Source organism: Phormidesmis sp. 146-20, from assembly GCF_052939475.1.
Map to the genome: position 1 here is coordinate 1 of NZ_JBJPHT010000092.1, position 12,878 is coordinate 12,878.

Consider the following 12,878-nt stretch of genomic DNA (forward strand, 5'->3'; position numbering starts at 1 on the left):
AGGGAACTCTTCTCCCCTAGAATGACCGGGATTCTATTTCTTGGCAAGTCCCTAACCGATCGAAATTGAGTGCGATCGGCAGCTAAAGCTTCTTGAAATATCGAGCGATCGGGAACAGTCCAAAGCCTGCTTTTTCATAGGTACGACGGGCAGGAGCATGACCCGGATCGCCTCCGGTTTCGACCATTGCAACCGACATTCCAGCTTCTTTCATCCAGGAGAGCGCGAATTCGATCAGAACACTGCCAATGCCTTGACCTTGAACGTCTGGATCGACTGCAACCATATAGATTTCACCCATGCCGTCCTCTGAGTGGAGTTTAACGGCGATAAAGCCTACCGGAGATTCTGCATCAATCGCAACCCACACATGAGTATCCTCCGCAGTACAGACCTCTTCGACTGCCTTTTGCTGGCTTATCCGCCAACCATCGGAATAAAATGCCTGGTATACTTCAGCGTCCATCGCGTTCTGAATCGACTCAAACACTGGAGCCCAAGCTTTCAGCGAAAGCTGAACAACAGCATCGAGGTGTTGAGCATCATAAGGTTCAATCTGCACTTCCATATCCACTCCAGTTGATGCCAAAAAGTCAGCACATCGCGTTGGCTGCCTGAAAACAAGTCAATCAATGCCAAGTTAGAATTGCCGTACTATACTACAAGCATAATACAATAATTTTTATCAGTGGCATTCCAATTGATGCTTGAGCCTATGAAGATGCATGAGGGGGAGGTCGATATTGATGAGTTTCTCGTCAAACGGTTGGTGGCTGCACAGTTCCCCCAGTTCGCCAATTTGCCAATTCATCCAATCCAGTCTACAGGAACGGTAAACGCGATTTATCGGCTCGGCAACCACCTCTGTGCGCGATTCCCGCTCCTGGAGTCATGGGCGCGAGACATCGAGAAAGAGTGGGACTGGCTGCCGAAGCTTGCTCCCCATCTATCGCTGCCTATTCCTGAGCCAGTTGCAAAGGGTCAGCCGACGAGTGAATATCCCTTTCCTTGGGCAATTTACCGATGGCTTGAGGGGCATTCATATCGAGATGACCTAATTCAGGATGAACGTCAGGCGGCTGCTGATTTGGCGCAATTTCTCATCGAACTCCGCTGCATCGATCCCCTCGGCGCACCGCGAACTGGACGTAGACCACTCCGCGAACTCGATGCAGTGACCTGCACGGCGATCGAAGCATCACGGGGCGTAATTGACAGCAATGCAGTTGCACTCGCCTGGAAGAGCGCCCTTGAAACGCCACTCTGGGACGGAAGACCCGTCTGGATACATACAGACCTGCTGCGATCGAATCTGCTTGTGAAAGGCGGGCGGCTGTGGGCGGTTATCGACTTTGGCGGCATCGGTGTGGGTGATCCGGCTGCGGATGTTATTGCTGCGTGGAGTGTCTTCAATCCAATTGGGCGATCGGTGTTTCGTGCTGCACTCGATGTAGACGACGATACCTGGAATCGAGCGCGGGGCTATGCGCTCCACCAAGCCGTGTTGATTATTCCGTACTATGCTGAGACAAACCCTGGATTGGTCGCCCTCGCGGAATGCACGATCAAAGAGGTACTGACTGACCTGGGATACACAGCACTTGCATAAAATCCTCGGAGACAACGTGTTACCGTTCTTAGTTCAGTCGGAGTCAATTTTGGTATGTACGACGAAATCGCCAGTCTTTATCACCTGGTTTACCCGAATTGGGACGAAGCCATCAAACAGCAGGGGGAAGCATTGAACGGGGTCGTTAGCAATTTCGTCGGTTCAGCACCCCTCTCCATTCTTGATGTTTCCTGCGGCATCGGGACGCAAACCCTGGGACTCGCAGCCCTCGGACATCAGGTAACGACATGTGATTTATCAACAGCAGCGGTTAATCGGGCGCGCAAAGAAGCAGCAACACGCGGACTTGACGTGACGTTCAAAGTAGCAGATATGCGTCACTGTGCCGAAATTCATGGTTCTGGATTTGATGTCGTGTTAAGTGCTGACAACTCTCTGCCCCATCTCCCTGGCGAAGATGAGATCCGAGTTGCGCTCCAGGGGTTCTACAGGTGCTTGAGGCAAGATGGCGTGGCGATCGTGAGCCTTCGTGATTATCGGGCGGATGAAGATCGATCGTCCCCACAAATGTGGGAATATGGATTCCGCTATGACGGCAGCGATCGTTACTTTGTGTTTCAAACGCGGGATTGGAGTGGCGATGCTTACGATGTTGCGATGTACTTCGTGCGGGAAATCAGAGAAGGCGTTCCTGCTCGTGTTACGGCTGGTTTATCCCGCTACTATGCAATTACCGTCGATCGGCTGATGGCTCTTTTTCGAGAAGTCGGCTTTACAGATGTCCAGCGTTTGGATGGAATTCTGCATCAACCAATCGTTGTGGGTCGTCGTAGTGCTGGATAACAGAGACTCAAAATCTCCCAGAGGTAGTAGCTCGTTTCGAGATTACTCTTGGCGATCGAGGCAATGTTCTCAGAGCGTTGGTTTGCGTGACTCAATGTTGAGCCAGTGCTAGGTTGTAGTCGATCTGCGAAAATTGCGATTGCTGATGATTATTTGGTTGAATGGAGCCTTCGGAGTTGGCAAAACCCAGACTGCCTTTGAGCTACACAGCCGCATTCCGGGTAGTTTTGTGTTCGATCCTGAGCAAATTGGCTTCTCTATTCGCAAAATTGTGCCGTTAGAAATGCATCGAGACTTTCAGGATCATCCCGTCTGGCGTGAGTTTACTTACAAAAGTTTGCGATACGTTGCTGAAAACTTCTCAGGAGTCATCATTGTTCCGATGACAGTCGTCAATCCGCTCTACTATGAGCAAATCGTCGGGGCATTGCGTCTAGAGGGACTACAGGTGTATCACTTTACTTTATTGGCTTCTCGCGAGACGATTCTGCGTCGGTTGCGATGGCGCGGTGATGGCAGCAACTCTTGGGGGGCGCGTCACCTGGATCGATGCTTGAACGCTTTGTCAGACGAAAAGTTCGCAGCTCATCTCAATACCGAGGGAAAACCGATTGAAGCGGTTGCAGAGGAAATTGCTTATTCCACAGGTCTTGCTCTCTCACCTCCTTGGCATCCGCTCTTACGTCCTCTAAAACGGATAGCTGTGCGACTCAATTTTTGGGTTGGTACGGTAGCTTAAAGATCATCTGTTAGTGTTGATCGACTGGTAAAACCATATGATTTATCAGACTTACCAAGTGAGACCGCCGCTCTCGCAATTTGTTGAATTGCTCTGGAGTCGAGAAGGTGAGAACTTACCTAAAGCGCAGTCTCGATTGTTGCCGATCGGTTCGATGGAATTGGTGATCAATCTACATGAAGATAAGATTCCACTATTTGATCGCGATCGTCGTTCAGCTTTGCTGTGCCGAAGGCAACCGCAAATCGGCAGTACCAACGGCGTGATGATTTGCGGTACCCATTCTGAAAGCTTCATTATCAACAATGACAGCAAGATATCGATGATGGGCGTACATTTCAAACCGGGAGGCAATGCCCCATTTTTTACGTTGCCTGCGGGGGAGTTGCACAACCAGAGAATTTCATTAAATGAATTATGGCAGGGTCGGGCGACTGAACTGCGCAATCGTCTTCTAGCATTGCCAACCGTAGCAAGCCGCTTTGAGGTTTTGGAGCAATTTTTGCTGATGGTGATGAAACCGCTTGATCGACATGCCGCGATCGCGATGGCATTGCAAGAGTTTAGGAGAGATCCAACCACCAGAGTGAGCGAAGTCACCGATAAAATTGGCTTCAGTGCCCGCCATTTCAACCAACTATTCCGAGATCAAGTGGGGCTAACTCCTAAGCTATTTTGTCGGGTTCGACGCTTACAGCAAGCCCTTGACCTAGCATCCGGCAAAGATCAGGTTGATTGGGCGGACATTGCGATCGCCTGTGGTTATTTCGATCAGTCACATTTTATTCATGATTTTCGGACGTTTGCTAATTGCACGCCCACTGAATACCTGGCACAACGTGGCTTTCATCCCTGCCATGTGGTTTTGCTTGATTAAGGTCATTTTTTTACAATCCTTGCCGATCAATCCTGCATCATAATTTATTAGTTTGTACCAAGGTAATTTATGCAGATTACGGCTTCCGCGATCTCACTCAATGTCGATGATGTCACCGCATCGGCGACCTTCATTAAGCAACATTTTGGCTTCTATGAAGAGATGTCCGCCGATGGCTTTGTATCGCTCTCTAGACCGGATGCTGGCTTTAACCTGATCTTTCTCCGCACTGGACTGGAAACCTTCAAACCGATTCATATGTGCGGACATCGAGTGGATGGGCTACTCATTGTTTTTGTCGTGGATGATATTGATGCGGAATACGCCCGAATCCAAGCAGAAGGTGTGGCAATTACAACCTCGATCGAAACAGAACCTTGGGGAGAGCGGTTCTTTCAAGTCACAGATCCAAACGGTGTTGTCATTCAACTCGTCCAATGGATAACCAAGCCAGTTGCCTGACCATTTAAAGGCGCTAGAATGAAACACAACTTTTTTATGGGCGAAACATCAAACATAGAGATTTACCAACCTTCACAGGCGGGTAAGTATGTGCATGAACCACAAGGGATGGCAAGGCTTTACCCGCGATCGACAAAGTGAGATTTTCAATGAACATTAGACGCGATCAGAATCATATTTGCGAATTGCCCACAATGGCTCTTGAATCGGGCTATCACATCCGCTCTGCTCGCGCTGAAGAATTACTACTGCTGTCTGCCTTTTTGGTGGATGCTGATCCATTACCACTAGAGGTTGTGCAGCAGCAATTTCAAGCAGGACGGGTGTGGGTTGCGGTGGATCAGTATGAAGCAGTCGTTGGGTATGCGATCGCTTGTGAAGTGGATGGCACGCTCTACCTTCAGCAAATCGATGTTACCCCTGAGCACGGGCAGAGAGGGATTGGCTCGGCATTAGTGAATACGGTGTGTGCTTGGGCAAAACAGCAGGGCTATGCGATCGTATGGTTATCAACCTTTCGAGACATTCCCTGGAATGCTCCTTTCTACTCAAAGCTAGGGTTTCGCAATTTTTTGATGGAGATGTTCCGCGATCGACAAGCAAAGGAAAAATAATCTCAAAATGGAAATTTGCAAAGTTACCCAGGATAGTTTTCAAGAGTGGCTAAGCTTAGCACTGGAGCTATGGTCGGATTACTCTTCTGCCGAAATGGAAGTGAGTCTCACTAATCTTCTGCATTCTGATCGAGAACAAGGCATTTTGGTTAGGGATGATCAGGGCTGTGCGATCGCGTTTATGAATCTATCGCTACGCTCTGATTATGTTCCAGACGCAACTAAAAGCCCTGTAGCCTACATAGAAGGAATCTATGTCAAAGCTGAATACCGCAATCAAGATGTCGGTAGAACGCTTATTCGGTATGCCGAGCAGTGGGCGCGTGAACAGGGATGTATCGAACTTGCTTTGGATGCCCTTCTAGATAATCCTGCAAGCCATGAATTCTATGCAAAAGTCGGATTTCGAGAAGTGGAACGAGTTGTATTTTTCATTAAGTCAGTTGGTTTACCCAACTAATTATCAAAGTATGAATTGCCAAAGGAGGGAACCTGATGAGTTCATTTGTGCTCCGTTTTCAAGATATTGACAAAACGAAACTCACAGTTGTTGGGGGTAAAGGCGCAAACCTAGGAGAACTTTCCAAGATTGAAGGAATCCGTGTACCGGATGGCTTTTGTATTTCTACTGAAGCCTTTAAAAGAATCATTGGGGAAACGCCGTCGATTCACGAATTACTGGATCAGTTATCGGTTCTCAAGGTGGAAGACCGGGATAAAATCGCTGAACTGAGTAGTGAGATTCGCAGGGTCATCGAAGCAATAGCTATCCCTGAAGACATTAATAAAGAGATCACCCACGCCCTCTCCAGGATGGGTGAGAAAAATGCCTGTGCAGTACGATCCAGCGCAACTGCCGAGGATTTACCAACCGCCTCCTTTGCAGGTCAGCAGGATACGTATTTGAACATTATCGGAAGAGAGGCAATCCTAAAGCATATCAGCAAGTGCTGGGCATCACTATTTACCGATCGGGCAATCATTTACCGCCTTCAAAACGGCTTTGACCACCGTAAAGTTCAGATGTCCATAGTTGTTCAAAAGATGGTCTTCCCACAGGCATCAGGAATTTTGTTTACAGCCGATCCCGTCACTTGTAGCAGGAAAGTGTTATCCATTGATGCCAGCTTTGGACTGGGTGAGGCTTTGGTCTCTGGGCTGATGAATGCTGATAACTATAAAGTGTGTAACGGCAAGGTTATCGATAAGAGGATATCCACCAAGAAACTGGCGATTTATGCCTTAAAAGATGGCGGTACGAAAGAACAGGAGATTGAACCTGAAAGACAGAATCGGCAAGCGCTGACGGATGAGCAGATTTTACAGCTTGAGCGCATCGGCAGAAGGATTGAGGAACATTTCGGTCGCGACTACACAACAGACGAATTGCAGGAAGCACTTCGACCGATAGCTTCACTAATCAGCAAGTCTGAAAAAGCACAGCAGAAACTGGTGCCGGGAACGTGGCAACATACGACGATACGAGACAACCTCAAAGCGTTACACCGTGCGTCTGCACTGATGAACAAGGAGACTAACGATACGGATAATTTCACACGGGACGATTTACAAGAAACCCTCCGCGCGTTTGAGTCGATGATCAGCAAGACCGAGAACGCTCAGGCAAAATTCTCGCCGGGAACTTCCCAACACACGTTGCAGCGAAATAGACTCAAGGCGTTGTGCATAGGCAGGAAGATTGTAGAAAATTTCGGCTGTCCCCAAGACATCGAATGGTGTTTGGTTAATGATACGTTTTACATTGTTCAGAGTCGTCCAATCACGACTTTATTTCCGATTCCTGAAGCGAACGATCGAGAAAATCATGTCTATGTCTCTGTCGGTCACCAACAAATGATGACCGATGCCATGAAACCATTGGGAATCTCTTTGTGGCAGTTAACAGCCGCGCGACCGATGTTTAACGCTGGTGGAAGGTTGTTTGTTGATGTTACAGATATGCTGGCTTCACCTGCTGGCAGAGAAACGATATCAAATGTCCTGGGAAAAGCCGATCCGCTTATCAAAGACGCACTGACGACCCTTATAGAGCGGGGAGACTTTATCAAATCGTTGCCTGATCAGCAAGAACAGAGTGCTGGTGAAAGCAATCAAGGGAGGTCGGTTGCAGATTTTCAAACACTAAATGAATACGATTCGGCGATCGTTGCTGATTTGATTCAGCGTAGTCAAACCTTAATAGACGAGTTAAAACAAAATATCCAATCGAAATCAGGATCAGATTTATTTGATTTTATTCTGGAAGATATCCAGCAATTAAAGAAGATACTATCTGATCCACAAAGTTTTGGTGTGATCATGACTGCTATGAATGCTTCATTATGGATCAATGAAAAAATGAACGAATGGTTAGGGGAAAAAAACGCCGCAGACACACTTTCTCAATCTGTGCCAAACAATATCACTTCGGAAATGGGTCTGGCGCTATTGGATGTCGCAGATGTGATTCGTCCTTATCCAGAAGTAATGGAGTATTTACAACGTGTAGAAGATGACAACTTTCTGGATGAACTGATTCAGTTTGAGGGTGGACAGGAGACCAGGGACGCGATCGCTGCTTTTCTCAACAAATACGGAATGCGATGTGCAGGTGAGATCGACATTACTAGAACCCGTTGGAGCGAGAAACCAACGACACTCATCCCCATCATTCTCAGTCATATCAAGAACTTTGAGCCTAGTGAAAGCGATCGCAAATTTGAGCAAGGACGACAGCAGGCTTTGAGCAAAGAACAGGAGTTATTAGAACGATTGCAGCTATTACGGGAGGGTGAACAGAAAGTCAAAGAAACAAAACGAATGATCGACCTGATCCGAAATTTCATCGGTTATCGGGAATATCCAAAATACGGCATGGTTAATCGCTACTTAGTTTATAAGCAGGCTCTGCTGAAAGAAGCTGAACCACTCGTACAAGCAAACGTGATTCTTGAAAAAGAAGATATTTACTACCTCACTTTTGAAGAACTTCGCGAAGTCGTACTCACAAATAAACTGGATCACCAAATTATCAACAAACGAAAAGACGAGTACAAACTACATGAAAAACTAACTCCTCCACGGGTAATCACGTCTGATGGCGAAATCATTGCAGGGGAGTACAAGCGAGAAAATCTCCCAGCTAAAGCGATTGTAGGTCTACCTGTTTCTGCCGGAGTGATAGAAGGACGCGCACGGGTCATCCTCAACATGGAAGATGCCGATCTAGAAGATGGAGATATCTTAGTCACCTGCTTCACTGACCCTAGCTGGACACCCTTATTTGTCTCCATCAAAGGTCTCGTCACCGAAGTGGGTGGACTGATGACGCATGGAGCAGTGATCGCCCGTGAATATGGCTTACCAGCCGTTGTGGGAGTCGAAAATGCGACCAAACTGATCAAAGATGGGCAACGAATCCGTGTACAGGGAACAGAAGGGTATGTAGAAATCCTAACTCAAGACGTTAAGACTGAACTTCGCGCAGCCGACGATTGAGAAACCGACGTTCGCTCTCATTCGTGACAAGTGCGAGTGCTTGCATGTAGCTTTGGGCGGCGGCTTCTAAGGCTCCAACCCGACGCAGTAAATCGGCTCGTGCGGCGTGAAACAGATGGTAATCGTCGAGTTCAGGGGCAAGTGCATCAATGAGTTCCAGTGCCGCTTGAGGACTCTCGACCATCGCGGGAGCTTCGCTGTTGCTGAAGGCAATCGCAACCGCCCGATTCAAGGACACGATCGCGGAAGGTTGTAAGCGCTCCAGGACATCATAGAGCCGAACAATCTGCGCCCAGTCCGTCTCTTCTGCTCGTGCGGCTTGACAATGGAGGGCAGCGATCGCAGCTTGTACAGCGAACGGACTCGGTTCGCCCCGCAGCGCTTCCTCAACTAGCGGGAGTGCCTCACCAATTTGGCGTTGATTCCAACGAGAGCGATCCTGATCTTCGAGCAAAACGAGATCGCCTGCCGCATCAAGACGGGCATCGCGTCGAGCGTCGTGTAGCAGCATGAGTGCAACGAGTGCGGTCACTCCTGCGGGCGGTTGCGGTGTCATTAATTTCCGCACCAGTTTCCCCAGCCGGATGGCTTCGGCACACAGATCGGCCCTCACCAGTTCGCCTTTTGTCGCAGCATACCCTTCGTTAAAAATCAAATAAATCACCGTCAGCACTGCATCAACTCGCTCAGGCAGGTGAGACAGATCTGGCACACTGTATGGAATCCCTGCATCTCGAATCTTGCGCTTGGCACGGACTAACCGTTGTGCCATCGTTGTTGGGGGTACAAGAAAGGCGCGGGCAATCTCATCGGTTTCCAGTCCGCCCAACATTCGCAGCGTCAGCGCCACCTGAGCCTCGATCGCTAATGCCGGATGACAGCAGGTGAAGATCAGCCTAAGTCGATCGTCGGGAATTTCATCACTATCGTAGGTCGGTTCCTCGCTTGATGGAATTAACCCCGATGCAGCGTACCATTCCAGTTTTTCGGTCAGTCGGGTTCGGCGGCGGAGGCGATCGATCGCTTTGTATCGGGCAGTTCGGATGATCCAGGCACGAGGAAGATCTGGAATGCCGCTAGAGTGCCACTGATTCACAGCGGCGATAAAGGCTTCCTGTGCCGCTTCTTCAGCCACATCGAAATCTCCCAATAACCGGATCAGCGTGGCGATAATTCGACCCCATTCAGCACGATAAACGGAGGTGATTGCTTGGGTGACATCTGACTTTGCGTTTGAGTTCATACCGAATCATCAAAATTTTTGGGCAAGGTGTCGATCTGAGCGGTCTCCGTTCGACTGATTGACAAAGGGAAGCAACGGAGGTGAAACTCGATCGTATTATATAGTACATTTGATCGCATTCGATGATAAAAGTTTTCTGTGAGGTGTCGATCTGAGTCAACGCCGTTCGACTCACTGATAGAGGAACACAAAAGGGGCAATTGATATGAAACGAGACAAATCAACCCTGGAGGAAGCATGAGAAAACTCAAACTGCAAATGCAAATTACCGTTGACGGTTTTGTTGCAGGCTCAGAGGGTCAATTAGACTGGATGGCCCTGGGTCAGTTGGATTCGACCTCGGATGAAAGACTCCATTCTTTCATCAACTATCTCACGGATACGAGCGACACGATTTTGCTCGGCAGGAAAATGACCGAGGGTTTTATCAAGTACTGGGAGCAGGTGACAACTCAACCAAACAGCCCTGAGTACTCGTTCGCTCAAAAAATGGTGAGCATTCCCAAAGTGGTGTTCAGTAAGACTGTTGACCGAGTGGATGGGCAGAATGTCCGAGTAGAAAATGGTTCGATCGTTGAAGCGATCAACCACCTCAAGAGTCAATCGGGCAAAGATATCCTCGTGTATGGCGGCGCAACGTTTGTCTCCTCACTGCTCGAAAACAGGTTGATTGACGAGTTGAATCTCTTTGTCAACCCTGTGGCGATCGGGAACGGGATGCGGGTGTTTCCAGGTCGCGAGCCTCTGAAGCTAACAAACTCTACTGCTTACACAGACGGCATTGTGGTTAACACTTACGAACCCCAATAGCCTTTTTGGTAAAACCATTTCCATCCTGCTAAAAAAGGAAATCATCATGACAACCACACAGAAAATCACCCCTTGCCTCTGGTTTAACTTTAATGCGGAAGAAGCGGTCAACTACTACCTGAGTATTTTCAAGAACAGCAAGATTTTGGAGGTTTCGCACTACGGCGATGCCATGCCCGAACACAAAGGCAAAGTGCTGACCCTGCTCTTTGAGATTGAAGGGCAGCAATTTCAGGCACTCAACGGCGGATCAGAATTTCCATTCACCGAAGCCATTTCCCTCAGTGTGGACTGCGAAACACAAGAAGAAGTTGACACGCTGTGGAGCAAGTTGTCCGCAGGGGGAAGTGAAAGTCAATGTGGCTGGCTGAAAGACAAGTTCGGACTGTCTTGGCAAATTGTGCCGCGATCGCTCCCGGAAATGCTCAAGGACAATGATGTTGACAAAGCAACCCGCGTCATGCAAGCCATGTTCACAATGAACAAGATTGATATTGCTCGCTTGCAGCAAGCCTACAACCAGAACGAGGGAGATTAATCGATGAAATATATCCTGCTAATTTACATGGCAGAAGATGCTTTGAGTGAAATCGAACGAGAACGCTGTTATGCAGAATCCGCACAGCTTGCTCAAGCCCTCCATGCTAAGGGACAGTTTCTCTCTACTGCCCCGCTCCACTCGATCGCAACAGCCACGAGTGTCCAGGTTCGCAACGGTAAAAGTCTTGTGACTGACGGGCCGTTTGCTGAAACGCGCGAACAACTCGGCGGGTTTTTCTTGATTGATGCCCAGGATCTTGATGAAGCGATCGCGATCGCCACTCAGATTCCTGGAGCAAAAGTCGGCACGGTCGAAATTCGCCCAGTCATCGAGGTTGCAGGCTTGCCAAACTAACATCTCAAGCCGCTTTCACACTCAATCTTTAATTCAATTCCTGAAGCAAAAGGAGTACGTCATGAAACTCAATCCTTACCTCATGTTCAACGGCAACTGTGAAGCAGCGTTCAAGTTTTATGAACACTGTTTCGGCGGCAAAATTGTCATGATGATGACTCACAAGGAAGCCCCCTCAGCAGAACAGGTGCCCGTTGAATGGCACGACAAGATCATGCACGTTTGCCTCGATTTAGGTGAGCGTCTCTTGATGGGATCAGATAGTCCACCGAGCTATTTTGAACCCCCTCAAGGCTTCTATGTGCAGATCAGCATTGACGAACCTGTTGAGGCAGAACGGATTTTTTACGCTCTAGCAGAAAACGGGATCGTCAGGATGCCCTTTGAGCAAACTTTCTGGGCGTTTCGATTCGGGATGTTAGTCGATCAATTTGGTACGCCGTGGATGATGAACTGCGAGAAGGATGCTTGACTCGTCATCTTTTAGGAACTGAGGTGGATTGCACCTCCACAATGATTCATTAAATGGAGATAAAACAATGGAGACAACTCAAACCCAACAAGACTCAACCCTGCATAATGAACCACAAAAGGAACATCAGTGGCTTCAAAAACTTGTCGGCGAGTGGACGTATGAAACCGAAGTAACAATGGGATCAGATCAGCCTCCCGAAAAAGCAACGGGAACTGAGCATGTGCGATCGATCGGTGAACTTTGGGTACTCGCTGAGGGGCAAGGTGAGATGCCAGGATGTGGTCATGCGACAACTCTAGTGACGCTTGGTTATGACCCGCAGCAACAGCGATACGTGGGCACCTGGATTGGGTCAATGATGACTTATCTTTGGCAATACGAAGGTGAACTGAGCGCAGATGAAACGATGCTCACGCTCTATTCCGAGGGCCCAGCCATGACGGGCGATGGAAAGATGGCAAAATACAAAGATGTGATCGAATTCAAAAGCGACGATCACCGGATCATGACTTCTCATGCATTGAGCGATGACGGGCAGTGGCATCACTTCATGACCATAAACCATCAGCGGCAACGATAGCGCAAGCCACCTTAGAAGAAGTGAACTGAGGCACACAGAATATTGACGATCGCAGCGTGAATCCACGACAACGAATTGGTATGGGTATGAAAATCTTGGTTACAGGCAGTGCGGGGCATTTGGGTGAAGCGTTGGTTCGTACCTTACAAAACACCCAGCATGATGTCGTTGGCATTGATCTGATCAAGACGGACTTTACCCGTACCATTGGTTCTATCTGGGGATTGTAAAATAAATTGTGTCAAAGGTCAGAAGTTGAGATCTAATGAACT

Annotated in this window: 17 protein-coding genes; 15 read left to right on the forward strand and 2 right to left on the reverse strand. The window is 48.4% G+C overall.

The window, feature by feature from the left end; translation table 11 throughout:
- Positions 1–82: 82 nt before the first annotated feature.
- Complete coding sequence (locus tag ACKFKH_RS32825) at positions 83–589, reverse strand: GNAT family N-acetyltransferase (protein WP_446862598.1); 507 nt, start codon at positions 587–589, stop codon at positions 83–85.
- A 126-nt stretch (positions 590–715) separates the two neighbouring features.
- Here ACKFKH_RS32825 and ACKFKH_RS32830 point away from each other — a divergent pair, with 126 nt between their 5' ends.
- From ACKFKH_RS32830 to ppsA, 9 genes are all read left to right on the forward strand, one after another.
- Positions 716–1,609: an aminoglycoside phosphotransferase family protein gene (locus ACKFKH_RS32830; RefSeq protein ID WP_446862599.1), complete on the forward strand. Its 894-nt coding sequence runs from the start codon at positions 716–718 to the stop codon at positions 1,607–1,609.
- Positions 1,610–1,663: 54 nt separating this feature from the next.
- Positions 1,664–2,413, forward strand: coding sequence for a class I SAM-dependent methyltransferase (locus ACKFKH_RS32835; protein WP_446862600.1), 750 nt, complete (start codon positions 1,664–1,666; stop codon positions 2,411–2,413).
- A 145-nt stretch (positions 2,414–2,558) separates the two neighbouring features.
- Positions 2,559–3,152, forward strand: a complete 594-nt coding sequence (locus tag ACKFKH_RS32840) for an AAA family ATPase (RefSeq protein WP_446862601.1) — start codon at positions 2,559–2,561, stop codon at positions 3,150–3,152.
- Positions 3,153–3,189: 37 nt separating this feature from the next.
- The gene (locus ACKFKH_RS32845; RefSeq protein WP_446862602.1) at positions 3,190–4,029 is read left to right on the forward strand and encodes a DUF6597 domain-containing transcriptional factor; all 840 of its coding nucleotides are present in this window, start codon (positions 3,190–3,192) and stop codon (positions 4,027–4,029) included.
- Between the two features lie 69 nt (positions 4,030–4,098).
- Complete coding sequence (locus tag ACKFKH_RS32850) at positions 4,099–4,491, forward strand: VOC family protein (protein ID WP_446862603.1); 393 nt, start codon at positions 4,099–4,101, stop codon at positions 4,489–4,491.
- 18 nt (positions 4,492–4,509) lie between these two features.
- Entirely contained in the window at positions 4,510–4,632 is a 123-nt protein-coding gene (locus ACKFKH_RS32855; protein WP_446862604.1) for a hypothetical protein, read from the forward strand.
- Positions 4,633–4,685: 53 nt separating this feature from the next.
- On the forward strand, positions 4,686–5,105 hold the full coding sequence (locus ACKFKH_RS32860; RefSeq protein WP_446862605.1) for a GNAT family N-acetyltransferase: 420 nt from the start codon (positions 4,686–4,688) through the stop codon (positions 5,103–5,105).
- Between the two features lie 7 nt (positions 5,106–5,112).
- Positions 5,113–5,565: an aminoglycoside 6'-N-acetyltransferase gene (gene aac(6') / locus ACKFKH_RS32865; protein ID WP_446862606.1), complete on the forward strand. Its 453-nt coding sequence runs from the start codon at positions 5,113–5,115 to the stop codon at positions 5,563–5,565.
- Positions 5,566–5,600: 35 nt separating this feature from the next.
- The gene (gene ppsA, locus ACKFKH_RS32870; protein WP_446862607.1) at positions 5,601–8,603 is read left to right on the forward strand and encodes a phosphoenolpyruvate synthase; all 3,003 of its coding nucleotides are present in this window, start codon (positions 5,601–5,603) and stop codon (positions 8,601–8,603) included.
- On the opposite strand, the gene ACKFKH_RS32875 is transcribed toward ppsA, so the two are convergent.
- Positions 8,572–9,846, reverse strand: a complete 1,275-nt coding sequence (locus ACKFKH_RS32875) for an RNA polymerase sigma factor (RefSeq protein ID WP_446862608.1) — start codon at positions 9,844–9,846, stop codon at positions 8,572–8,574. The two genes, ppsA and ACKFKH_RS32875, sit on opposite strands and share 32 nt — an antisense overlap.
- 237 nt (positions 9,847–10,083) lie before the next feature.
- Here ACKFKH_RS32875 and ACKFKH_RS32880 point away from each other — a divergent pair, with 237 nt between their 5' ends.
- The 6 genes from ACKFKH_RS32880 (at position 10,084) to ACKFKH_RS32905 (ending at position 12,836) form a co-directional block, all read left to right on the forward strand.
- Complete coding sequence (locus ACKFKH_RS32880; protein ID WP_446862609.1) at positions 10,084–10,656, forward strand: dihydrofolate reductase family protein; 573 nt, start codon at positions 10,084–10,086, stop codon at positions 10,654–10,656.
- Between the two features lie 46 nt (positions 10,657–10,702).
- Positions 10,703–11,194, forward strand: a complete 492-nt coding sequence (locus ACKFKH_RS32885; RefSeq protein ID WP_446862610.1) for a VOC family protein — start codon at positions 10,703–10,705, stop codon at positions 11,192–11,194.
- A gap of 3 nt (positions 11,195–11,197) precedes the next feature.
- The gene (locus tag ACKFKH_RS32890; protein ID WP_446862611.1) at positions 11,198–11,551 is read left to right on the forward strand and encodes a YciI family protein; all 354 of its coding nucleotides are present in this window, start codon (positions 11,198–11,200) and stop codon (positions 11,549–11,551) included.
- 61 nt (positions 11,552–11,612) lie between these two features.
- Positions 11,613–12,023, forward strand: coding sequence for a VOC family protein (locus ACKFKH_RS32895; RefSeq protein ID WP_446862612.1), 411 nt, complete (start codon positions 11,613–11,615; stop codon positions 12,021–12,023).
- A 67-nt stretch (positions 12,024–12,090) separates the two neighbouring features.
- Positions 12,091–12,606, forward strand: a complete 516-nt coding sequence (locus ACKFKH_RS32900; protein ID WP_446862613.1) for a DUF1579 domain-containing protein — start codon at positions 12,091–12,093, stop codon at positions 12,604–12,606.
- An 86-nt stretch (positions 12,607–12,692) separates the two neighbouring features.
- Entirely contained in the window at positions 12,693–12,836 is a 144-nt protein-coding gene (locus ACKFKH_RS32905) for an NAD-dependent epimerase/dehydratase family protein (RefSeq protein WP_446862614.1), read from the forward strand.
- The last annotated feature ends 42 nt before the right edge of the window (positions 12,837–12,878 follow it).